Origin of the sequence: Shewanella schlegeliana, assembly GCF_016765635.1 — a bacterium.
GTDB lineage: Bacteria > Pseudomonadota > Gammaproteobacteria > Enterobacterales > Shewanellaceae > Shewanella > Shewanella schlegeliana.
The window spans coordinates 303847-327104 of sequence record NZ_JAESVD010000002.1; the positions used below are offsets into that span (position 1 = coordinate 303847).

The 23258-nt window shown below is 45.6% G+C and carries 18 protein-coding genes; 10 read left to right on the top strand and 8 right to left on the bottom strand.

Annotation, left to right across the window (positions count from 1 at the left end; translation table 11 throughout):
- Positions 1-132 precede the first annotated feature (132 nt).
- Positions 133-1536: an ammonia-forming nitrite reductase cytochrome c552 subunit gene (gene nrfA, locus JMA39_RS04415; protein WP_202720614.1), complete on the bottom strand. Its 1404-nt coding sequence runs from the start codon at positions 1534-1536 to the stop codon at positions 133-135.
- Between the two features lie 242 nt (positions 1537-1778).
- Between nrfA and narQ the strand changes: the two genes are divergently transcribed.
- Together narQ and JMA39_RS04425 are read left to right on the top strand one after the other, a co-directional pair.
- A complete protein-coding gene (gene narQ, locus JMA39_RS04420) occupies positions 1779-3491 on the top strand; it encodes a nitrate/nitrite two-component system sensor histidine kinase NarQ (RefSeq protein WP_202720615.1) in 1713 nt (570 codons plus the stop codon).
- 90 nt (positions 3492-3581) lie between these two features.
- Complete coding sequence (locus JMA39_RS04425) at positions 3582-4211, top strand: response regulator (RefSeq protein ID WP_202720616.1); 630 nt, start codon at positions 3582-3584, stop codon at positions 4209-4211.
- A gap of 110 nt (positions 4212-4321) precedes the next feature.
- Here JMA39_RS04425 and JMA39_RS04430 read toward each other — a convergent pair whose 3' ends face one another.
- On the bottom strand, positions 4322-4693 hold the full coding sequence (locus JMA39_RS04430; protein WP_202720617.1) for a YacL family protein: 372 nt from the start codon (positions 4691-4693) through the stop codon (positions 4322-4324).
- A gap of 178 nt (positions 4694-4871) precedes the next feature.
- Here JMA39_RS04430 and JMA39_RS04435 point away from each other — a divergent pair, with 178 nt between their 5' ends.
- Positions 4872-6197: a phosphatase PAP2 family protein gene (locus tag JMA39_RS04435; protein ID WP_202720618.1), complete on the top strand. Its 1326-nt coding sequence runs from the start codon at positions 4872-4874 to the stop codon at positions 6195-6197.
- 69 nt (positions 6198-6266) lie between these two features.
- Here the strand turns inward: JMA39_RS04435 and fkpA are convergent, their stop codons facing one another.
- On the bottom strand, positions 6267-7034 hold the full coding sequence (fkpA, locus tag JMA39_RS04440; RefSeq protein WP_202720619.1) for an FKBP-type peptidyl-prolyl cis-trans isomerase: 768 nt from the start codon (positions 7032-7034) through the stop codon (positions 6267-6269).
- Between the two features lie 455 nt (positions 7035-7489).
- Between fkpA and JMA39_RS04445 the strand changes: the two genes are divergently transcribed.
- The 5 genes from JMA39_RS04445 (at position 7490) to JMA39_RS04465 (ending at position 13402) form a co-directional block, all read left to right on the top strand.
- Positions 7490-7702: a SlyX family protein gene (locus JMA39_RS04445; RefSeq protein WP_202720620.1), complete on the top strand. Its 213-nt coding sequence runs from the start codon at positions 7490-7492 to the stop codon at positions 7700-7702.
- Between the two features lie 295 nt (positions 7703-7997).
- On the top strand, positions 7998-9365 hold the full coding sequence (locus JMA39_RS04450) for a COG3014 family protein (RefSeq protein ID WP_202720621.1): 1368 nt from the start codon (positions 7998-8000) through the stop codon (positions 9363-9365).
- Between the two features lie 23 nt (positions 9366-9388).
- On the top strand, positions 9389-9982 hold the full coding sequence (lpoB, locus tag JMA39_RS04455; protein ID WP_174208590.1) for a penicillin-binding protein activator LpoB: 594 nt from the start codon (positions 9389-9391) through the stop codon (positions 9980-9982).
- Between the two features lie 268 nt (positions 9983-10250).
- On the top strand, positions 10251-12902 hold the full coding sequence (pepN, locus tag JMA39_RS04460) for an aminopeptidase N (protein WP_202720622.1): 2652 nt from the start codon (positions 10251-10253) through the stop codon (positions 12900-12902).
- Positions 12903-13189: 287 nt separating this feature from the next.
- Entirely contained in the window at positions 13190-13402 is a 213-nt protein-coding gene (locus tag JMA39_RS04465; protein ID WP_202720623.1) for a hypothetical protein, read from the top strand.
- Between the two features lie 272 nt (positions 13403-13674).
- Here JMA39_RS04465 and JMA39_RS04470 read toward each other — a convergent pair whose 3' ends face one another.
- The 4 genes from JMA39_RS04470 to JMA39_RS04485 all read right to left on the bottom strand — a co-directional run bounded on the left by JMA39_RS04470 (position 13675) and on the right by JMA39_RS04485 (position 19100).
- The gene (locus JMA39_RS04470) at positions 13675-14235 is read right to left on the bottom strand and encodes a phosphoribosyltransferase (RefSeq protein WP_202720624.1); all 561 of its coding nucleotides are present in this window, start codon (positions 14233-14235) and stop codon (positions 13675-13677) included.
- A 461-nt stretch (positions 14236-14696) separates the two neighbouring features.
- Complete coding sequence (locus JMA39_RS04475) at positions 14697-16466, bottom strand: alkaline phosphatase D family protein (RefSeq protein ID WP_202720625.1); 1770 nt, start codon at positions 16464-16466, stop codon at positions 14697-14699.
- Positions 16467-16896: 430 nt separating this feature from the next.
- Complete coding sequence (locus JMA39_RS04480) at positions 16897-18051, bottom strand: endonuclease/exonuclease/phosphatase family protein (protein WP_202720817.1); 1155 nt, start codon at positions 18049-18051, stop codon at positions 16897-16899.
- Between the two features lie 104 nt (positions 18052-18155).
- The gene (locus JMA39_RS04485) at positions 18156-19100 is read right to left on the bottom strand and encodes a DUF808 domain-containing protein (protein ID WP_202720626.1); all 945 of its coding nucleotides are present in this window, start codon (positions 19098-19100) and stop codon (positions 18156-18158) included.
- A gap of 440 nt (positions 19101-19540) precedes the next feature.
- On the opposite strand from JMA39_RS04485, the gene rpiA reads away from it, so the two are divergent.
- Both rpiA and JMA39_RS04495 read left to right on the top strand, forming a co-directional pair.
- Positions 19541-20200 carry a ribose-5-phosphate isomerase RpiA gene (gene rpiA / locus JMA39_RS04490; protein ID WP_202720627.1) on the top strand — a complete coding sequence of 220 codons (660 nt, stop codon included), beginning with the start codon at positions 19541-19543 and terminating at the stop codon, positions 20198-20200.
- Positions 20201-20418: 218 nt separating this feature from the next.
- Positions 20419-21729 carry an NAD(P)/FAD-dependent oxidoreductase gene (locus tag JMA39_RS04495; protein ID WP_237732600.1) on the top strand — a complete coding sequence of 437 codons (1311 nt, stop codon included), beginning with the start codon at positions 20419-20421 and terminating at the stop codon, positions 21727-21729.
- Positions 21730-21921: 192 nt separating this feature from the next.
- Here JMA39_RS04495 and JMA39_RS04500 read toward each other — a convergent pair whose 3' ends face one another.
- Positions 21922-22686, bottom strand: coding sequence for a sulfite exporter TauE/SafE family protein (locus JMA39_RS04500; protein ID WP_202720629.1), 765 nt, complete (start codon positions 22684-22686; stop codon positions 21922-21924).
- Positions 22687-23258: the final 572 nt, after the last annotated feature.

The following is a 23258-nucleotide window of genomic DNA, read 5'->3' on the forward strand; positions in this document are numbered from 1 at the left end:
CTTGCATTCGTTATATTTCAGGCAAGGCCTAATTGATGCTAACGGCCTCTACTGAAGTCGGTGGTTTAGGGCTGAAAATAAAAAAGCCCTCTAATGAGGGCTTTTAATATTAAACACTATGCAGTGTATATCTTACTTGTAAGTTGCTTCACGCTTTTCAGCTTCAGCATCCCACTTAGGTAGAACAGTCTTCTTGAACTCAGCTTTATCAGCGTTCATCTTCTTCATGTCCATACCTAGAGCCGCTTGCGCTTTAGCTTTAGTAGAGATGTCTGGAAGAGCGATAGGCTGTTGTACGCCTTTCTTCGCTAGTAGTTGAGCTAGCTTAACGCGAGCATCAGCTGCTTTGTTTACTGCAGTACCTAGTACACGTAGCGCTTCATCTGGAGCGTGAGATGCAACACCGTGAGAAGCGATTGCATAATCCCAACGCCATTGAGCGTGACGGATATCTTTTAGGATAGGCGCCATTTCAGCTTCAGTTGCACCAGCTTCCCAAGCTGCACCAGCTTCGAAGTGAGCCTTAACTAGCTGGTTTTCAGCTTGAAGTTGGATCTGCTTAACCTTAGCTTTACGCTCGTTGTCTAGGTTAACCATGAACTCTTTGCTTTGCTCGTGACAAGTACCACAAGTTTCTTCGAAACGATCGAATGGGTTACCCACTTTGTGATCGGTAAACTTACGGCCTTCAGCATTCTTAACCTTAGGCATGTGACAGTCAGTACAGCTTACGTTGTTCTTACCGTGCATACCTAGCTGCCAAGTTTCATAACCTGGGTGCTGTGCTTTTAGCATTGGCGTCTTAGAAACGGCGTGAGTCCAATCTGCGAAGTCGATACCATCATAGTATGCTTCCATATCTTCAACAGTTGTGCCCTTGTCCCATGGGAACTTAACAAAGCCTTTCTTATCAGCTGTCTTCTCGAAATAGTATTCTACGTGACACTGACCACAAACCATTGACTGCTTATCTTTACGAGAAGCTTCATCGAATGGTGTGCCGATGCTTTCCATTGCGCGCTCAGCGAATGGACGAGAAATACGTAGCTTAGACTTACCTTTTTCGTGACAATCTGAACAACCGATAGTGTTTACAATCTCATCACCACCTTTTGCCCACTTACCTTTGAAGTAACCGTCTTCACCTTGCTCTTCAATCATGCGAGGTACGTCTGGGCTCTTACAAGACCAACATGCCATTGGCATTGGACCGTCAGTATCAGACTTAGGTGCACCTGTACGCAGTGTGTTACGAACGTCGGTAACCGCATACATATGACCACGAGCCTTGTTATAATCCTTAGCAAAGCCGTAACCAGCCCAAAGAATGACTAGATTTGGATCTTGCTCAAGTGCATCTGTGATTTCAACGCTTTCTGAAGTTTCATGCCAGCTGTTATACTGCTTTGAGAACTTATCTTTGTAAACTTCGTTACGCGGCTCAGTTTTATCGCTTGCGATTGCGCTACCAGCCATTAAACTTGCAGCGACGATTGCACTCAGTGCAAAAGACTTTTTAGTTAATGTTTTCACCATCTCATCTCCATGTTACTTTTATATTTTTGTATAGTCCCACCTATTTCTAGACCGAATTTAATCACTTCTACGCAACAAAGACATACCCCCAATGAGGTATCCGATATAAACCTTGCGGTAGATCAACTTGTGAATGTGTTGTTGCTCACACTTTTGCGTATTTGTTAATGTAATCAAGTATCCACTAATGTTAAACCGCGATAAATTAATCGCGTATAAACTCCAGCAATGAGATTTTTTAAATGAAAAAAGGCAGACTCACTTCGGCTATTTGGGGCTTTATGCTCACACTCATTTTATTGTCGAGTGGCTTAGCCATTTTTGCCATCGTCAACTTGTCTTATAGCCTTGGAGATGCCAGAGCAATTAACGCCTCAGGCTCTCTGCGCATGCAAAGTTACCGACTGATGTTTTACGCAAACTCAGGTAGCGAAGAAGCTAAAGACAAGATAAAGGAGTTTGAAAACACCCTTGACTCTCAAGCACTTAAGCAATCACTCAGTTGGTTTACACCACAGGACTTAAAAGATAAGTACTTAGCTGTTATCGATAAATGGCAAGTCATGCGCTACTACATTGAGTCTGAGAATTCTCGGTTATATGCAGCAGCGTTAAAAGATTTTGTCGATACGATCGATCTTTTTGTACTCGAAACCGAGCAATATGCAGCCTTAAAATTACGCTTTCTAGCCGTAAGCCAGATAACAGGTTTAGCACTAATGTTATTAATTGCGTTCTTTACCGTAAGACTCGCAAAGCGCAAAGTTGTTAAACCTTTGCAACAATTAATGCAAGCCGCCGATACAATTTCACAAGGTAACTTTAATGTAGAAATGCCTAAAACAGAGTACCTAGAATTAAGTGCTTTAAGCACTGCTCTGGACTCGACGGTGAAAAAACTAGGTAGTGTATATCAAGGTTTAGAAGAACAGGTCCAAGAAAAGACCGTTGCACTAACCCGTGCGAACAATGAGCTTACCCTACTTTATGATAGCCTAGTCATGCTGCACTCCAGTAAGCTCGACGCCAACAGCCTAATCCAAGCGCTCAATCAGCTGCAGGCTCATGAGAGCGAGGCGCGTTTACGCTTAGTCATGGTACAAGATGGTGAAGTCACCGATATCATTACCACAGATAACAACCATGAATGGCCGCACCATAGCGATAATACCCAACAGTTCCCGCTACAGTTTGAAGATAATAATCTAGGCTACTTAGAGGTACTCTCCTCTAAACCATTCTCTTTTCAGCTATTTAACAACTTTGCTATCATGCTGGCTAGATCTATGGTGATCTACAATGCTGGCGAACAACGACAGCAGCTCGCCTTAATGGAAGAGCGTGGCGTCATTGCCAGAGAGCTGCATGACTCTCTTGGCCAGCTACTCTCATTCTTAAAAATTCAGGTTAACTTACTATCTAAAGAACTTGATAAGACCTGTAAGAGCGAAACCGCGGCACTACAGTTACAAGAGATAAACGAAGGGGTGAATACCGCTTATGTGCAGCTGAGGGAACTGCTATCGACCTTCAGGCTCACCATAAAAGATCCAAACCTAGGCCATGCTATTGAAGCCATGGTAGAACAACTTCGTGGCCAATCTGATGCTGATATCACCCTAGACTATAAACTACCGACACAACTATTAGGCGCAAACCAACATATTCATATTTTACAGTTAACCCGTGAAGCCACCTTAAATGCGATTAAACACGCCAACGCTAAGCATATCCATATTAGCTGCCAGAAGGTATCGAGTGAGAAAGTGGTTATCAGTATCAGTGATGATGGTGTCGGCATCGAGGAGCTAAAAGAAAGAGATCAACATTTTGGCCTTGGAATTATGCATGAGCGCGCCAGTCGTCTCTCTGGTGTGGTAGAATTTAGCCAGAATAAAAAAGGAGGGGCAACAGTGACCCTTACCTTCCCACCTCAACAGGAAGGAAGTGAATAAAGAACACTTTCTACGCTGTTGATTTTATGGGTGATTAATGGATTTTCACCTTATTACTTTGACGTATATACCTCAGCAGGAGGCCTTAAAATGGGAAAGCCCTATTCGGTTCTAGTAATTGATGATCATCCACTGCTACGGCGTGGGATCTGTCAGCTTATCACCTCTGACTCTGATTTCACCCTATTTGGTGAGGCGGGTAGTGGTTTAGATGCGTTGTCAGCGGTAAGCGATGACGAGCCTGATATCATATTGCTCGATCTCAACATGAAAGGAATGACAGGCCTAGATACACTCAATGCACTAAGGCAAGAGGGCGTCACCTCACGTATCGTTATTTTAACGGTATCCGATGCCAAACAAGACGTGATCCGCTTAGTGAGAGCGGGTGCCGATGGTTACCTGCTAAAAGACACTGAGCCAGACATACTGCTCGATATGCTCAAGAGCGCCATGCTCGGCCATAGAGTGATCAGTGATAACGTGCAAGAGTATTTGTCGGAACTCAACAGCTCAGTGAATGAGCAAGAGTGGATCGACAACCTAACTCCTAGAGAGTTAGAGATCTTGCAACACCTTGCCGAAGGCCAGAGCAACCGTATTGTCGCGGAGCAGCTGCACATTAGCGAAGGCACTGTGAAGGTACACGTGAAAAACTTACTGCGTAAAGCCAACGCTAAGTCACGCACAGAGATGGCGGTACGTTATCTAAATCAGTAATTAAATTCGACTGAGATAGCTTAATAAGACAGACCATTGAGATCAAAAAGGCAGCTAACCGCTGCCTTTTCAGTCAATTTATGATGATAAAAAAATCTGAGGATCGGCAATCAATTTTCGTCTAAGAAACGTCGCCAGCTCACAAGTACCTCATAAAAATCCTCTAAACCACAGAAGGCTTCTGACTCACCGTCATAAAATGACATCGACTCATCCAGTTCTTGATCATCATTATCTTCAATATCATTGGCAAAAACTCTCGCCTGTTCGCTGTCCAGTTCAAGGGATAACGCCTTCCCCACCAAACGCCACTCATTGCCAAGACCAGTTTGTAAACGCTCAATTTGCTGACAGATCTCAACATATAGATCGCTATTATCGGCAAGTTCCTCCGATAACCAAAAGCCTAACGCCTCATGATCCATACTGAAACGGGCAAATACTGTATCGGTTATGGTGTTGCGTAAAAATTCGTATTCCATAATTTAGCTCAAAATAAACATCACTCTCATAAACTATTTTAACTCAATCCCCCCCTGCGCGCCCATTCATTAAAGTTAAAATATCTCGCCAAACCAAGCTCACAGAAACGCAACCAATTTGACACAGTAAAAACCAAAATTGATACAATCAATGAAAATTATTTCAAGGACGATCGCAATGCCCACAACAAAACCAGTAGTCTGTTTAAGCATTACCACTGCGCTAGCCTTATCCACACTTAGCCCATCTTTATATGCTCAGAGTGAAATCTTTGACGGACAGTCAGGCACCATTTCAGAGATAGGTGATGTGGTACAGATTGCTCTGCCCGCCGGAGCGCTCATCGGCAGCCTCTGGATAGGCGATACAGAAGGCGCATGGCAATTAACCAAAGGCGTTGCGGCAACGGCCGCCATCACCCATACCATGAAGTTTGGTTATGAACGGCTTCGCCCTGATGGTAGCGAGAGTAACTCCTTCCCATCGGGCCATACCTCCGCCGCATTCTCAGGTGCAGCCTACATCCATCATCGATATGGTAATGCTTGGGGCATACCAGCCTACGCTGCAGCCACTTTCGTTGGCGCAAGCCGAGTCTGGGCTAACCGCCATTATGTGGATGATGTTCTGGCAGGCGGATCGATTGCGGTATTAAGTAGCTTATATTTTACTGACCCTTACAATAATTCAGCTCTGGTTGTGGTACCCAGCTTTGGTGAAGACCATATTGGGTTGGCAATGAGCTACACCCCAGGTCTCAAAGGCCCTAAAGGCAATAAATCAAACCAAAATGCCGAAATTTGGGGTGAAAAAAAACAGACCTTGCTGCACAGCTATTCGCTGTTAGTGGGTGGCTTCGATACCGAGAAGAACCAGATCAACGAAGTGGGCCAAGACAGCTTCGATCTTTATGACTTCAGTCGCGAATCAGAGCCGAACACCTATGCCGCCGCCCAACTGCGTTGGGGACTCGATGAATCCCAATATCTTTCATTTGGTTTTGTCCCGATGGAAGCGAGAGACACCACGATATTGAAACAAGATACCAATTTTGGTGGAAAGAGTTACCATGCAGGTTCAGAAGTCGTTTCAGCCTATCGAAATTGGATGCTGAGTACAGATTACGTCTACAAGCTACTCACAGATAGCGACTGGGTGCTCGATGTCGGCGCCGGAGTCAGTATTATTGGCCAATCGATTCGCCTAGATAACATCAATGGTGAGAATTTAAGTGAACATGACGATCTATTTATTACACCCGCAGCGAGTATAGAGGCGGGTTATCACTTTACCGAGAGTCTCTCGACCACCATAGGCTATCGCATCTCAGGTTTATCCGATTTCGATCAAGAAAGCCTGTGGCTAAGTATTAACTATCAGTTGAATGATCGTTGGGCTACCTCTCTGTTTGCCGGGCAGATCAATCAAACGACCGACACCAATGACTACTACAATGATGCAGAGTTCGATTATGGCGGATTTGCCGTGACTTACGCTTTTTAATAGTCAAATCAAGCCGATAAAAAAGGACGCATATAGCGTCCTTTTTCAGTTTAATCATTTACCAGCAAATTAGTGCTCGTGAGCAGCATCTGCAGTAGGTGCGTCAGCTTTTTGAATATCAAGCAGCTCAACTTCAAATACTAGGGTAGAGTTCGCAGGGATGCTACCTGTGTCACGGTCGCCATAAGCTAGGTCTGCAGGAATAACAAACTTGTACTTAGAACCCACTGGCATCAACTGAACGCCTTCAGTCCAACCAGGAATAACACGGTTTAGTGGGAAGGTTGCAGGCTCGCCACGTGCAACAGAGCTATCAAACTCAGTACCGTCAGTTAATGTACCCACATAGTGAACTTTCACTGTATCTTCAGCTGTCGGCTTATCACCTGTACCTTCGGTGATCACTTCATACTGTAGGCCTGAATCTGTAGTTACAACGCCTTCTTTTGCCTTGTTAGCATCTAAGAAAGCCTTGCTTTCAGCTAAACTCTTTTCAGCTAAAGCTGCAGCCTGTGCCTGACGCTTCTCGTTTAGCTTCTCATCAAGCTTTTGTAAAATGGTTTGCATCTCTTCTTGAGTCAGCTTCAGGTCACTGTTTAGACCTTCGCTAAAACCAGTAACAATCAAGCTTCTATCGACTTTAAGACCAAGCTCTTCTTGCTCTTTAATATGACCTGCCATGTAAGTACCGATTGATGCACCAACGCTATAAGCTTCTTTTTGTGCTTCAGTTTTTAATTCTACTGGCGCATCTACAGCAACGGCTTGCTCTTGATTACATGCTGTTAGACCAACTACAGCCAGAGCCACTAGTGAATATTTATAAATTGATTTCATTAAAGCTTCCTCAGCATTTTCACGTGGTTAAACTAACCTTTATTTATATTTAGGCGAACCACTCTATACTAGTTAAATAGGTTATTCCAATCTGATTGGTTTAAAGCGACTCGGCTATTTTCACCCCTACTTTTCAACGTAAAGCAGGATCAGTTACCTGCACTCACGGTGCAAATATTGGGATTTATTGCCATTAACTTAGCAATGATTATCTTAATCGTCACCATAAAGACAGCAGAAATCAGAGCGAGTTCATTCATAAGCCTATGAGATAGCGCTTTTATCAGGTTTCATTCAGCTTTCTGAACAATAGTTACCCATTATCGCACCACTCTTTTACAGAGCAAATTTCCATAAAGATGACTTGGCGTTGTATACTCTGCTAAACCAAGCATCTCTGACTACTCCTAACTGGAGTCGTTGAGAAAGTGAAGCCCTATCCATCAGAGGTCAATTTGGATAATTTAGAAAATCGAGTCGAAGAGTTAGAGATGAAGATCGCCTTTCAAGACGGCACCATCGAAGAGCTCAACCTGCAAGTCATTAAACTAAACAACTTACTTGCATATCAGCAGGAACAGTTAAAACTCCTTCTCAATAGGGTACAAGCGGTCGAGCCGAGTAATATGGCAAGCCAGGCTGATGAAACGCCCCCTCCACATTATTGATTCGTTTCATCATCAAGATGAGTAGATTTAACTGAGCGAGAAGGGACAACATAGCATGTACTTTTTAAGCATAGGTTTAAGATATTCATCTTATGTTCAGCTTTAAAAGCGCTATAAAAGCCTTGATATAACCATCAAATATTGTAAGTTTTTATAAACATGCAATAAATGAGCTTTCACCTCTTATAATTATTGGAAGCAACCGACAAATTCAACCAAGCTTTAAACTAAGTAGGCTGACTCCAAGGCTATCAAGGAAAGCGATGCAACTAGCGCAAACCAAAGAGACTCAGGAATGAGAAGTTTACTACTGCTAACAGTGATGATGTTAAGCCTAAGTGGCTGCGCGTTTAACAGTATCTTTGTCAATTACCCCTCTCAAATTGCGCCAGTAAAGGCCCAGCTAAACTCACCCACGCCACAAAACGCAGCCAAGATAGTCGAGGAAAAGATCAACGACGCCGATGGCCTACTCTACGCCCAAGAAGCAGGTAGAAGCGCCCAAATTGCCGGGAACTTTGACACCAGTAAAAAATACTATCAGCAAGCGATATCCGACTACCTTGCATTCGATGACAAGGCTAAGCTTAGCCTCAGCGATGCAGGTGCCACGGCGAGTAGCCTGTTTATCAACGACAATGTTATCCCTTATCGTGGCCCGGGCTATGAGCGCATCATGCTGCACCAATACCAGGCGCTAAACTACCTGTTTGCAGGCGATCCCCAAGGCGCACTCGTGGAAGTACGCCGCAGTAATGAGCTACAAAGCCAAGAGCAGGCCCGCTACCAAAAGTCTAACAAGTCGGTACAGGCCATGGCAAACGGCACCATAGACGCCGAGATGGACAAACTCAGCAAGGCAGCAGGCACAACCACCAGCTCCTTCTTAAATGCCTATAGCTACTACACGACAGGCATGTTGCACGAGATCTTAGGCGAGCCCAATGATGCCTTTATCGACTACCGAAAGGCAGCGCAAATTACCCCTAACAACCCCTACCTGCAAAAAGACTTAGTCAGATTAGCAAAGCAGCTTTCTATGCCACAGTACGATGAGTTTAAGCGGCGCTGGGGCGATGCGGTATTGCCTAATAAAGGTGATGGCCAAGTGATCATCATGCTGGAGCGTGGCTTTGTACCAGAGAAACAAAGCTTCACCGTACCTTTTACCATTAATGGCAATTGGCAGACAGCCTCCTTAGCCACCTATTATCCCAATAGACAGCCAGAGAAGCAGGCACAGATACAAGGCCTAGGCACAGTGCTAAAAACCGCGCCCATAGCCAACATCGATGCCTTAGCCATTAACGCCTTAAAAGAGGAGTTGCCAGCAGCCTTAGTTAGACAAGCGGCTCGGATCTATGCCAAGTCTGAAATGGCTCAGAGCGTCGAGAGTCAAACTAAGAAACGCAATAATGATATCGACTACGCCTCTATCGCCATGCAGATTTTTAATGTGGTCAGCGAGCAGGCGGATAGACGCAGCTGGTTAACTTTGCCAGAGCAGGCACAGATCGCTCGCATATACGTAAAACCCGGCAGTTATTCATTAATGCTAGACAATAACCCAGCCGATCCCATCGAAGTTAAGAGTGGGCGTACAACCTTAGTCTGGGTAATTGACACTGGTAATTACACCCGCTTTTATTCAATAATCATTTAGCACTCACTTGTATGGAACTTACTATGAAACATTTAAAAGTCGTTTTTATTCTTGCTGCGGTAATCGGTTTATCTGCCTGCCAATCTAAAGTTGAATACGGTGATGCCACAGAAGTGGAAACCGTTAACGAAAACTTTGGCTCAACAGATCTGCAAGCCATTGCCGCTAAGATGGTCGATAGCATGCTGACCTTCCCACCTGTTGTAGCTATGACAGCGAACGATCGCCCAATCATCTTTGTCGATAAAATTAAGAACAAGACTTCAGAGCATATCGATACCGAATCGGTAACCGATTCAATCAGCAACAAGCTACTTCGCTCAGGTAAGTTCCGCTTTATCGACATGACTAAAGTCGACTCTGTACGCAAACAGTTAGACTATCAAAACAATTCAGGCATGGTTGACCCATCGACAGCAATTAACTTCGGTCGTCAAATCGGTGCTCAGTACATGCTATACGGCAACCTATCTAGCATCGTTAAGCAAGATGGCAGCACCAAAGATGTTTACTACAAGATGACCATGCGTCTAATGGATCTAGAGACAGGTTTAATCGAATGGTCTGATGAAAAAGAGATCCGTAAGGTTAAGTCTAAGTCTTTCTTAGGCCTATAATTATCTAGAGAATGACCCATCAGTAATTAAGCCAGCAATACGCTGGCTTTTTTATTGGCTCATTTGCTTACCAGCATTGCCACAAAATGACATGTTTTAATGCTTCTGCGGCAACTCGAAATAAGGTAACTTATGCCGCTTGTGCTATGGTTCCTTCGGCTGATGGTTGTTGCCATAAGACCAATCAATGTCACGCCGAAATCAGGCTAGAGTTTAAATAGAATAATAAGGGCTAAAGCCCGCTGGGTTTAATATTAAGGAAGTTGTTTTGAAGTTGCTGCACACAGGTTTTGCCGCCGCACTATGTTGTTCTTTGATCGCCACCAATGTCAGTAGTAAAGAGTTAACAGCCCAGCGCGATGCTACTCCTTATATTAGTCAGCAAGTGGCTGCCTCGCGTGCTGAGCGAATTTCAGAAGTGGACTATGATCTCGACTTTACCCTGACAGAGCAGCAATTTAGTGCCATAAGTACTGTCAGCTTCGAGCTCAGTGATACCAAGCAACCACTAAGTTTAGACCTCAACCAAGCCCAAATTAGTAGCCTTACCATTAATGGTAAGAAGGTCTATCCCAATTACAACAACAGCTACATCACTCTCAATCCACGCTTGCTAAACCGTGGCAGCAACACTATCGAGGTGGCGTTCAGCCGCGACTACAGCAGCAATGGCGAAGGGCTACACCGCTTCGTGGACCCCGTTGATAACAAGGTCTATCTCTACTCACATTTTGAACCCGCTGCCGCGCAGCAGATGTTTGCCCTGTTCGATCAACCCGATCTTAAGGCAAACTACACCCTGTCAGTAACGGCGCCCAAGAGCTGGACTGTGATCAGCGCCATGAGAGAAACTTCGGTCACCGAGCAAGGCGAGCAACGCCACTGGGTATTTCCTAAGTCGCCTAAGCTGAGCCCTTATAACTTCTCAATGCACGCGGGCCCTTACCATGAGTGGCAAGACAACTCAGGCAAATATCCACTGCGGCTATTTGCGAGGCAGTCTGTGGCAAAGCAAGTCGATGAAAAAGATTGGTTTAACTACACTCAGCAGGGGTTAACTTTCTTCGACAATTACTTTGGTATCCCCTACCCATTTAACAAGTATGATCAAGTGTTAGTGCCAGACTTCCTCTATGGCGCGATGGAGAACGCCGCCGCGATCACCTTTAGCGAAAGTTACTTCCTGACAGACTCTCAGATGACAGTCAGCGAAAAGCAGCGTCTGGCCAGCGTTATCATGCACGAGATGGCACACCAATGGTTTGGCAACCTAGTCACCATGAAGTGGTGGAATGGCTTATGGTTAAACGAAAGCTTTGCTTCTTTTATGGGAACGCTAGCCACCAGTCAAATCGATGAGTTTAGCCATGCTTGGCGCAGCTTCTACGCCAAAAACAAACAAGATGCTTATCATCAAGACAGCTTAGCCAGCACGCACCCTATCGAGGTCCCGGTCGCCACCAGCCAAAATGCCTTCGATAACATCGATGCCATCACCTACTCCAAAGGCGCATCGACACTAAAACAGCTCAACCATCTTCTAGGCGAGAAGACCTTCCAAAAGGGTGTACAAAACTACTTAACCCAATACCGTTACCAGAACGCCGAGCTAAAAGACTTTATCACTAGCCTTGAGCAGGTCTCAAAACGAGACTTAAGCCAATGGAGCCAAGACTGGCTGTATAACGCTGGGGTCAACACACTACAAGCGGAATTTAGCTGTAACAATGGCCGCATCAGCTCCTTTAATTTAAAGCAAACTGCACCAAGGGGCTTGCCCACCTTGAGAGAGCAAAAGGTACAACTCGGCCTATTCACTCAAGGTCGAAATCGCTTATACCACAACATTAGTGTGCCAGTGACCTATCGCGGTGCCATCACCGAAGTGAAGCAAGTTATCGGCCTACATTGCCCTGCACTTGTTTACCCCAATTACCAAGACTGGGGTTTTGTTAAAGTGACCCTAGACCCAACTTCATTTAGAACCGCACAGACCAATCTTGCATCTGTTGAAGACCCACTGCTTCGCTCTATGCTTTGGCAAAGTCTGTGGGACAGTGTTGAAAGCGGTGAACAATCCTTAAATGATTACATCGGCACAGTACTGATCAACTTACCCGGCGAGCGCGATCTCACCATCTTAGATCAGGTATTAACGAGTCTATCTAGCGCGCGGATCTATCTAGATAAAATGGTACCTATCAATCAAGGCTATGCCAAAAAAGCGATAAGAGCCATTGAGCAGATGAGCTTGAGAAAGGTGATGGTCAACAAAGGCAACCGCGACATTCAGCGCCGCTGGTTTGCAGTCTATATCGAGTTTGCGAGAAGCAGCGATGCGCTTAATCATATCGATTCACTGCTGCAGCAAACCGCAACTATTAAAGGGGTTGAGATCGACCAAGCACTACGCTGGAAGATGATAGTTCACCTCAATCGCTTTGATCACCGCAACGGCCGTTACTGGCTCAATAAAGAGCGTGCGGCTGATAACTCTGATGCTGGGCAGAAATCGGCATTGGCCGCCCAGGTCATTCGCCCTGAAACTTCAAACAAAGCCCAGTGGTTAAAACGAATTCAGCAACCAACACATCTGCCATTTGCCAAGGTTCGTACCGTAATGGAAAACCTTTACCCAAGTGAGCAAAAACGACTGAGCGCAGCAAGTGCCGAACAGCGTCTAGCTACGCTTGCCGAGTTAGACAGCAGTAAAGGCCCTGTTTTTATGCGTAGCTATAATAAGTCACTTATTCCCACAGACTGCAGCTATGGCAATGCCAATCGATTACAACAAGTCATTAAATCCGTTGAGTCAGAACAAACACAAAAGCCACTATCAGATACAAGCCTAAGAGCCCTTAAAGAGGCTCTGCAACATGAGCAGAAGTGCTTATTGATTAAATCGAAGATGAAGCATTAGTACGGAAAAGAAGGTGCTAGGAAATGCTAAGACGGCAAAGACCGGACAAGCAGGAAAAGCAAAGTGCAAGGCATCGTAATGTCCACTTCTTAGCTTCCTGCTTTTGCTATCTTTTCCGTAAGCGCAGCGTTCCGTAAGTAACGTAGTCACGTTCCCTAGGCCGCAGGGCGTTCACTCTTACCGTCTCAGGCCTCCCCGTCTTTGCTCTTTCTAGAACCTTCTTTCAAACCTAGCCCCTGTATTTACCGCTATAATTGAGTAGCACTTTACTCATCAAGGAGCGACATATGGGGCCCTTCACGGTTGCCGCGCTGGCTATCATAGGCGTTTTTTCAATCGCCGCGTTTAAGGAATACAACAAACATAAAGGTCGAGTCGAACTCAATGAGCTAGTGAGTGTAAAGACCGAGTTAGAAAAACTCAGAGAGCGTGTCGCCACCCTTGAACAGATCGTCACAGATAAGTCATATCAGCTGAAAGATGAGATAGATAAACTCTAGGTTCTAGGAAAGCAGGAGAATAGGTTCTAGGTTCTAGGAAAATACTAAGACGGCAAAGGTCGAAAAGGCAGAGACGGAACAGGCTAAGACAGGTAACAGCCGGAAAAAGCAAAGGCGAAAACAAAAGATAACAGCTTGGCTTTTGCTGTTCCTAGCAGGGCGAAGCCCGCCCTCGCAGCGAAGCGCCCTAGGTCCATCTTTTAAAACAAAAAAGCCACCTGTCGGTGGCTTTTTAATGCTTACTCAAGCTCTAGTAAGCTTATAACAACGGCTTATACGAACAGGTGTTTAATGTTCTTCAGATCGCCCTTGCCTTCGGCAAGCTCTTCTACTGATAAACCTGACACTTCGTGTGGGAACACTAACCACTCATCAGACTCATGGATGAAATAGTCAGGTTTTAATGGCACAGCTGTATTTTGCGGCTTGTAGTATGGGCAAGCGATACGCACATCTTTTGGCATATTCAAGCGCATCAAATCGCTTAAGTTTTCCATTAACGCATGGATACTGCGACCAGAATCAAACACATCATCGACAATCAATAGGCCATCACTGGCATTAGCATTTTCTACGATGTAGTGCAGGCCATGCACCTTGATCTGCTTACTCTGCTGGTTGATACCATAGTAAGACGATGTACGCACTGCAATGTGGTCAGTTTCAACTTTCTTAAAGTCAAAAAATTCCTGTACTGCGATGCCTATCGGAGCACCACCACGCCAAATACCGACGATAAACTGTGGACGGAAGCCACTTTCATAAACTTGTGCCGCTAAACGAAAAGAATCTTCTAGCAACTCCTGTGCGGTAATAAAGCGTTTCTCTGACATCTGACCGTCCCCATCTTGTTATTAATATCTGAATTAAGTCTTATCGCTATCGCTTGCCTGTCTCGAGAACACTCTGACTAGGAGCATTTCAAATGAAGAGTACAAACAGGTTATTAGCAATAACAATCGAATTAAACTCACCCACTCTTATTTACTAAGAATAGAGCAAAACAATTAAGTCGATAGCGATAAAAAGGTAGGTGGTAGTATCTATCCCAAGTTCTAGAGTCGCCCTTAGCGAATTGATAAATTCGATTCACTGCTCAAAGTCTAGCCACCCACCTGATTTTGGTCGCGAATTTTATACTAAAATAGTCCTGATTGCTGCAAAAAAGCGGAAAACTTACCTCCTTATCACTAAAAAAGTAAGGCAACCTCGTTAGATTGCCTTGGCATTAAATAAAAGTACGAAAATGAGCTGAAGTGAAAGCAGGGATGCTATCTCCCTCTCTAGTCAGTCACTACTCAGTGACAGTGCTCAAAGAGGGAGTACCGGCTTTCGTGGTCATAGAGAAGTTTCTCTCAATATTCTCTTTAAAATCACGAGTGTAGATGGTGTCGACAAAACGCCAATCGCTACGGACCTCTTGATGGGTAAAGGTCAGCGTCATCAGGCCGCGATCCATCAAGTTAGCATAGGCAAGGTTATCGACGAGGTCGATAATTGCCGCTTCCGTTGCGGGAATATCTTTAGCATCGATACCTAGGTAATACTCAAGCCCAGGCGATGACACCGAGCTGGTTGCAAACTCGACACCTACGGCGTCGCCCGCCGCGTCTTTCAGCTCATTCGCCCATGCGTTATGAGTGTCACCCGCGATCACGACTAAATTCTTCGCCTGTGATTTTGCCGTCGCCAAAATCACTTCACGCTCGTAGGCATAACCATCCCACGCATCCAAGTTATAAGGGATAGATGGCAGCTGCAGCAAAGCCATCGCCTCAGGAGTTAACTTATGGCCATAAAACGCTAAGTATTTAAGCTCATCTTCGGTCAACGTCGGGTCCCCCGCCGCTTTGCGTGCAGCAAATTGGGCTAATGCTGCCAGCTGACCAAACTCAGGGATCGACAACTGTTGAGTGGCGATAGCCGCTGGCAACATCATCTGCCCCATCAATACCTGCTGCCCCAGCACCTGCCAAGTTGCCGTCGAGGTGAGTAGCGCCGTTTGTAGCCAAGCCTGCTGCTCTTGACCAAGCATGGTTCTGTTGGTGTCGGTCACATCCGCCATAAAGCGAGCGCTATCTAAACCGCCAGTAGCAGGGTCAACATATTCGGCGTAGTCCAGCGGCTTATCGCGGCCAAGCAAGCGAGTATCGAGCATATGCAGGTCGACCAAGTCACCAAACAGGAATGAGCGATAGATCTCTTCATGGTTGCCCTCACGCCATGGACGAATAGGTAGCCACTCGAAGTAAGCTTGCAGCGCCGCCTCTTTACGGGCATCGAAGTCACCTTCACCATCGTTATGATTCTCAGCCCCATCACGCCAGCTATCATTGGCAACCTCGTGGTCATCCCACACGTTGATAAATGCAGTCTTACCATGAAGCTTCTGCAAGCTAATATCGCTGCGATACTGGCCGTAACGGGTACGATAATCAGTCAAGCTCATCAGCTCGCCTTCGGGCAGGACCTCACGCCCAAGCTCAGCTGCGCGTTCGCTGGCATAACCGCCACGACCATACTCATAGATATAGTCACCTAGGTGGATCACCGCATCGAGATCATCCATTCGAGAGGCCATCTCATACACATTAAAATATCCTGCAGGGAAATTAGCACAAGAGAGCACGGCAAATTTAGCACTGTCGATAGCGCCTTGAGGCAAGGTTTTAGTCATCGCTGGCTGAGAAGTTTTGTTACCTGTTTTAAATCGATAGAAATACTGCGTCCCAGCTTCAAGACCAACTACATCGACCTTAACGGTATAATCTCTGTCGCTGTTAGTAATGGTTTTGCCCGTGACGAGCAATTGACTGAAGGCTGCATCTGTTGCCACTTCCCATGACACCTTGATATCGCCATCTCGCTCTGGGCTAACACGGGTCCAAATAATCACCGCGTCATGGCTAGGGTCGCCACTTGCTAATCCATGTAAGAATTCAGCATAAATTCCTTTGTCGTCATCGTCACTACTACAGCCCATCAGGCCATAGGATACAACGGCCGCGCCTACGCCTTTGGCTGACATGGCTAAAAAATCTCTACGAGTGAAAGGTCGTTTCATTGTTATTATTCCCTTAATATTCCAGTGTATTAATAGTATTCGGTGGTACGAGGTCTAATCAGCTTTAATACTAAAGCACCACCATGACACGAAGAAGACAAGAATGTAAACAGTTTGTTAAGTGCAAAAGGGGTAGGTTCTAGGGAAAGCTAAGACAGTAGAGGCCGGTAAAGGCAGGGAAAGCAAAGACGGTGCAAGCAGAGACGGATAAAGCAGGAAAAGCAAAGCCTAAATCCATGTTTTCTTTTGATCTTATAGCAGGACGAAGTCCGCTCTATCCACGAAGCGTCCTAGCAGCAAGTTTACGAGCGCTCTAGATTCTAGCAGCAAGTTTACGAGCGCTCTAGATTCTAGCAAAAGCAAGCAGCAATGGAGCTTTCCTAGCTCCTAATTCCTGCTTTTCCTAGGGCCTTCTTTAAAATCTTTAAATCTAACTTCTGCTGCGGATAGTGCAGATCACTGGAGCATGGTCGCTGCTTTGGCTATCACGCTCAAAGCTTGGGTTCACTAAGTGCCTGTCTTCGGTGTAATAGTCACACACCTCAGCAATACTCTTGTGATAACTGGGGTCGAAATCCGCCGACAACAGAATGTAATCTAGTACTGATCCTGTCGCGCCATAATAATGGGTTGGCGCACGCGATACTCGATCCATGCTCTCGGCAATTAAGCCTTCGCTTACTAAACCTTCAGGTAGACCTAAGCCATTACTCTGTTGATTATCCTGCTCACTCACGCTCTTCAGATTGACTTCCGACAAGAACAGGCTCTCAACCCCTTGCCTAAACAAAGAATAAGCATCAGTTAGCGGGTAGTGAGCCAACTCTCCGAGCCCCTCTTTCTCAAAGCGTAGTTCACGTGCAGTCAGAGCCGATAACACCGAGCTGCTCAGCTCATCGTTAAAGTCGCCCATCAAGATCATCGGCTGTTCTGTCTCAATACGTCTTTGTAACATAGTATGGAACAGTAGTGCCGCCTCGCTGCCTCTTTGAATACTCGATGCCCATTGCCCTAAACTGTTACGCCCTAGCAGTTCACCGAAATTCACCAAGGGCTTAGCATTTGCGCTAGTGCTTAAGGTATTAGCTGCAGGTAGCTCATCCATATGCGGACGTTTAGATTTAAAGTGCACCACGTAAATATCACACAGGCCGATTTCAGGTAGCTTAACCGTTGCTCTAAGAGGTTTACGGCTATAGGCAAAATCTTTGTCTAAGCCAATCCCGACAGCAAGTCGACTATCCACCTCTATCGATATCACCTCTTCAAAAACATACTTTGAAGCTAGGCCAACAACAGGGTCGCGACAAATATAATCATCAATAACAGTTGGCGTATCGACCACCGCAAAATACTCAAAGCCAACCTCACTCATCTGCTTCGCTAGCGCATCGGCAGAGAATACCTCTTGAAAGCCAATCACATCGGGCTGATGCTGCACCAAAAAGTCAGCCAACCAGCGCTGCTTCTTGTGCCACTGCTCCTGAGTGTAGATATTCTCAAAATCATAATAGGCCAGTGGTGGCTCGATATAGTTAAACAGGTTAAAGCTAGCGAGCTTTAGGGTAAACGCCTCATCTTGCATCTGACTGCCCCGATTATTGATAAAATGCCCACCTTTAGCCACTTACACACTTGCAATAGTCACTTGCAATAGTCACTGCAACTCTCTCTTCGTCTTGCACGCTATTAGCCTTGCTCAGCTTTACTGCCCTTAAGCTTCATAAATAGCTCCATCAGCAATACAGCTATAGCACCGGCGATGACCCCAAAGATAGCGTTTAAGATACTCGGCGTGATAAAGGCAACCACTGGGCCGACAAACTCAAAGGCGGCGATCCAACTGGCCGCATGGCTTATCTGCTCACCCATCCAATGCCAGCCGTGAGTTAAAATACCACCACCCACCATAAACATGGCGATAGTACCGACAACTGATAAGGTCTTCATAAGATAAGGTGCAGAATTGAGCAGCATAAAGCCAAAGCGGCGCTTAAAGCGAGCCCATAAGCTCTCACCTGGGCGCTGGCTCAAATAGAGTCCGGCATCATCGAGCTTTACAATACCTGCGACCAAACCATAGACGCCTATGGTCATTACAATGGCGATAAAGCTTAAGGTAAAGAACTGAGTGCTCAAACTCTTGTCGGCGACAATGCCTAAGGTGATAGCAATAATTTCAGCTGATAATACAAAGTCGGTGCGTATCGCGCCTTTAACCTTATTGGCCTCGTACTCCTTGAGATCGACTATCTCCTCCTCGGTCGCCTGAGCCTCATCGATTTGATGGTGCTTCTTAGCGTGATAGCTATGGTATATCTTTTCAAAACCTTCATAGCAAAGATACAGACCACCAAACATCAGCAGCGGCGTCACCGCCCAAGGAATAAATGCACTGATCAGCATCGCCGCTGGCACTAACATGCATTTGTTTTTGAACGAGCCAACCGCTACCGCCCAAACGACCGGTAACTCTCTGTCGGCACTCACGCCTGTCACCTGCTGGGCATTAAGCGCTAAATCATCTCCAAGCACCCCTGCCGTTTTGCGGGCGGCAATTTTACTCATAGCGGCGACATCATCTAAAATCGTCGCGATATCATCTAACAAGGTTAATAAGCTTGCCCCTGCCATATCGACTCCTTTATCACTTCGCGGCGCGTATCCACGCCAAAAATCCATCTAACTAACACTCGGTCACGCTAACAATCTAACTATCAATCGACTATCAACTAAATAAATAGCATCTACACTGTAGCAGCATTGGTGAATAAGCTTGCCCCTGCACTGTCTACTCATTGATTACAAAGGCGGGCGTATCCACGCCAAAATCCATCGAACGTTCAAACTAGCACTTACACATACACTATAGCGGCAATCGTGAATAAGCTAATGACAATAAACGGTTAGCCAAAGTAGAAAACGCCCCGTCAATCGACTCAAGGTAAACATGATACGCCTTGCGTGTCACTTTTAAAGCAAAATTCAGCCGCGCTCACCACGTTAAACGAGTATACTGTCGGCAATATTTTAAACCTTGTCTTTAACTTCTATCTTTAACAAAGGATTTCATGATGACTCAAGATGAAATGAAAAAAGCTGCTGGATGGGCAGCTCTTCAGTACGTAGAAGAAAACAGCATTGTTGGTGTAGGTACGGGTTCAACGGTAAATCACTTTATTGATGCACTTGCGACAATGAAGTTCGATATCCAAGGCGCAGTATCAAGCTCTGAAGCGTCAACAGAAAAAATGAAGGCCCTAGGTATTCCTGTTTTTGACTTAAACAGCGTCGACGAGCTATCTGTCTATGTTGATGGCGCCGATGAGATCAACGCTCACATGGATATGATCAAAGGCGGCGGCGCAGCACTGACTCGCGAGAAGATCGTAGCAGCGGTTGCCGAAAAGTTTATCTGTATCGTCGATAACACTAAGCAAGTCGATATTCTAGGTGATTTCCCACTACCTATCGAAGTGATCCCAATGGCACGTTCATACGTGGCTCGCCAGATTGTTAAGCTTGGCGGCGACCCTGTTTACCGCGAAGGTTGTGTGACCGATAACGGCAACATCATCTTAGACGTGTACAACATGAAAATCATGAACCCGAAAGCACTAGAAGAGCAGATCAACGGTATCGTTGGTGTGGTGACTAATGGTCTATTCGCCATGCGCGGTGCAGACGTGTTGCTAGTGGGTACTCCTGACGGTGTTAAGACAATTACTTATTAATTGTTTTTGATTATTGCTGTTAATGTGGAGCCTTCCACCATAACTAAAGCCACTCAAATGAGTGGCTTTTTGTTTGCCCTCACGCCGCCATCATTAAAAGAATTCATCTAGCTTAGTTTTTTTAACAACACTTGATTTAGAACAAATCTGATTCGAGCGAGCACTGTAGTTTATCTTCTAAAATCAGGGCTTCAGGAAAGAAGATGACGGTTCAACAGATGAAAAACGCTCCCAAGGATACAGCGGTTAAAGATGTGGCTGTGATAGGTGGCGGTATTATAGGAGTCTGCAGTGCTTATTACCTCCATAAGGCGGGTAAGTCTGTGGTGGTTATCGACAAAGATGAGATAGGTAAAGCCTGCTCCTTTGGCAATGCTGGCTACATCACTCCGAGTCACTTTATTCCGCTAGCCGCATCAGGTATGATCCAAAAAGGCCTTAAGTGGATGCTAAACCCACAAAGCCCCTTCTACGTGCGCCCAAGTCTCAATGTCGACTTTCTAAAATGGCTATTGTCTTTCGCCAAAAAGTGTACACCGCAACATACTCTTGCTAATCAGCAGGCGATTTTAGATATTAACCTTAAATCCCTTGAGCTGTATCAGGCACTACATCTAGAGGCAGAGTTTGACTTTGAGTTTCATCAAAATGGCCTGCTGATGCTGTGTAATACTCAGCAAGGCTTGAATGATGAAGCAACAACGGTGGCAGCAGCCAACAAGCTTGGCCTGAAAGCGAAAATGCTAACCCCAAAAGATCTTCAGCAGTTAGAGCCCGATATCCAGCTAGATGTGATAGGCGCCAGCTTCTATCCAGAAGATGCGCATATCGCCCCCTATGAGTTTATCGTGGCGATGAAAAACTACTTAGCCGCTCAAGGGGTCGAGTTTAGGCAGCGCACTGAGATCACCGGCTTCACGAAAGACACCACCAACAGCAAAATTCGCTCAGCGATAACAGCTGACGGCGAGATTCGCGCCGCCGATTTTGTCCTCGCCAACGGTGCCTGGTCGCCAAAACTCGCCAAACAGCTGGGCTTTAGCCTACCAGTACAACCGGGTAAAGGGATCTGTATCAGCTTCGATAGCCCTCCCGTTAAAGAGGGCGCAAAGCTTGAGTGCCGCACCCCGTTTATCCTGAGCGAAGCCAAAGTCGCGGTCAGCCCGCTAGATAACGGCATTCGATTTGGCGGCACCATGGAGCTAGGAGTGTTATCGAGCCAAGAATCCTCAGGCATCAGCCTCAACAGGATCAAGGGACTCACTAAATCTGCAGCACGCTACCTACCAGATTTAGATACCACTCAAGTAAAGTCAGAAGAGTTTTGGTCAGGCTTTCGCCCATGCAGCCCTGATGGCCTGCCGATTATCGGCAGAGTCGATACGTTAGCAAACCTCACCTTAGCAACGGGACACGCCATGATGGGCCTAAGTCTTGGGCCAATAACGGGCAAGCTGATTAGCGAGATCATAACTAAAGAGAAAACCAGTTTGGATCTCACTCCTTTTTCGCCAAGTAGGTTTAGATAATGATTTTTGTTTAAGGATTGCGTTCCTAATATCGCTATTGGTGCTCAAACTTTGTTTTAGCTTAACGCAGCCTTGATGCCAGATACATTATAAATCAACACGATAATACAACTTTCATTCAAAGTAGCTGGCGACACCTACTTTGAATAAGGGAGTCCTAAACTTGGCCTTAAAGATGGGCTGCGATTAGCCCTAATGAAAAAGCCCCCAAGAGTAACGGCCGATCTCAATCAGTAGCATCATAATAAATAAGATTTTTATCACCCGATTACCACCTATCAATGCTATGCGAGTGCCTATAATTGAGCCCGTCAAAGTACCTATAGTCATAATTGCAGCCAGTTTAATATCAAAGTAGCCATGACTGATAAACCAAACTAACGCACTAACATTAAACAAGGTTGATAACACTTGAGATGAGGCCATTGCGTGGAGAAAGTCCATCCCAAAGGCACGAATATTACCGAGTATGGCAAACGATAATGTGGCAGGACCAAACATGCCTTGATAGAAGCCAAGTATGGCGCCCATCACGGCACTCACTTTCCTTTGATGATGTGTAAACAAGGGCTCACTAGCCTTCTCGCCCAGATCTTTATTGCGGAAAGTGTAAATTGCCAGTGCAATCATGATCACCAGTAAAATAGGTTTAAACCAAGACTCTGACACATCGTCTAGTAAAGACGAGCCAATAAAAGCAAATATACAACCGCTAATGATGGCTGGAACAATAAGCCGCCAAGGTAACTCTATTGAAAATGCATAGCGTCTAACATTATGAATACCACTCGCGAGCAAGGCTAGCTTATTGGTACCTATCACAATCGGAACGGCGACTCCGGGCATAGCATTAAATAATGCAGGTAGTTGCAACAAGCCGCCACCACCGACTGTGGCTTGCGCGATACCACTTATAAGCGCGATTACGCCCAAGTACAGATATTCAGTAATAGACACAGCTAAATCTCCCTTAGTCTCTTCATACAAGCCTAGCCGAAAGATAACTGTTGAGCTTGAAGGCTTTAAACGATTTCTGCTGCATAAATAACAACTTTTATCATATGATGCGCAGATCCCAAGTTATCCCCTCAGCCCTACCATCTCAGCAAAACCGCTACTGTACTCCTATACTTTTACCATTAAAATAGCTTCGGACCTCCCGTCATGAAAAAAACAACTTAGTTGTCTTATTCGCTATCTCTTTAGCAACTACAGCGGGATGCCCCATCCCCCCTTACGGTGATACCTACAGCGCAGCAGAAACTTGTACGATTCAACAGGTATACTATGGCGCGATAGTCAAAGCTGAATCGGTATCGATTGCAGCATCGGATAAAACCAATATCATTGCGATGATTGCAGGCATTCCATATTGAGAGAATATCTGGCTACGCCAGACCTTGAAGTTAGACTTCGTCTAACAAGTTTTAAGTAATCAAACTTCATTGGATAGCAAAGCCCACAAAGACTGGATATATTTTTAGGCTGAGGATGACTGCCAGCAAAAGTGGTTCCAATTGTCTGTGGCA

Bases quoted from the DNA above. Each gene is read 5' to 3' on its own strand.
- JMA39_RS04450 (WP_202720621.1), top strand. From the start codon at position 7,998: ATGAGAAGTTTACTACTGCTAACAGTGATGATGTTAAGCCTAAGTGGC.
- lpoB (WP_174208590.1), top strand. From the start codon at position 9,389: ATGAAACATTTAAAAGTCGTTTTTATTCTTGCTGCGGTAATCGGTTTA.
- rpiA (WP_202720627.1), top strand. From the start codon at position 19,541: ATGACTCAAGATGAAATGAAAAAAGCTGCTGGATGGGCAGCTCTTCAG.
- JMA39_RS04480 (WP_202720817.1), bottom strand. From the start codon at position 18,051: ATGCAAGATGAGGCGTTTACCCTAAAGCTCGCTAGCTTTAACCTGTTT.
- JMA39_RS04495 (WP_237732600.1), top strand. From the start codon at position 20,419: ATGAAAAACGCTCCCAAGGATACAGCGGTTAAAGATGTGGCTGTGATA.
- JMA39_RS04475 (WP_202720625.1), bottom strand. From the start codon at position 16,466: ATGAAACGACCTTTCACTCGTAGAGATTTTTTAGCCATGTCAGCCAAA.
- JMA39_RS04470 (WP_202720624.1), bottom strand. From the start codon at position 14,235: ATGTCAGAGAAACGCTTTATTACCGCACAGGAGTTGCTAGAAGATTCT.
- JMA39_RS04425 (WP_202720616.1), top strand. From the start codon at position 3,582: ATGGGAAAGCCCTATTCGGTTCTAGTAATTGATGATCATCCACTGCTA.
- JMA39_RS04435 (WP_202720618.1), top strand. From the start codon at position 4,872: ATGCCCACAACAAAACCAGTAGTCTGTTTAAGCATTACCACTGCGCTA.
- nrfA (WP_202720614.1), bottom strand. From the start codon at position 1,536: ATGGTGAAAACATTAACTAAAAAGTCTTTTGCACTGAGTGCAATCGTC.
- JMA39_RS04465 (WP_202720623.1), top strand. From the start codon at position 13,190: ATGGGGCCCTTCACGGTTGCCGCGCTGGCTATCATAGGCGTTTTTTCA.
- narQ (WP_202720615.1), top strand. From the start codon at position 1,779: ATGAAAAAAGGCAGACTCACTTCGGCTATTTGGGGCTTTATGCTCACA.
- JMA39_RS04485 (WP_202720626.1), bottom strand. From the start codon at position 19,100: ATGGCAGGGGCAAGCTTATTAACCTTGTTAGATGATATCGCGACGATT.
- JMA39_RS04430 (WP_202720617.1), bottom strand. From the start codon at position 4,693: ATGGAATACGAATTTTTACGCAACACCATAACCGATACAGTATTTGCC.
- fkpA (WP_202720619.1), bottom strand. From the start codon at position 7,034: ATGAAATCAATTTATAAATATTCACTAGTGGCTCTGGCTGTAGTTGGT.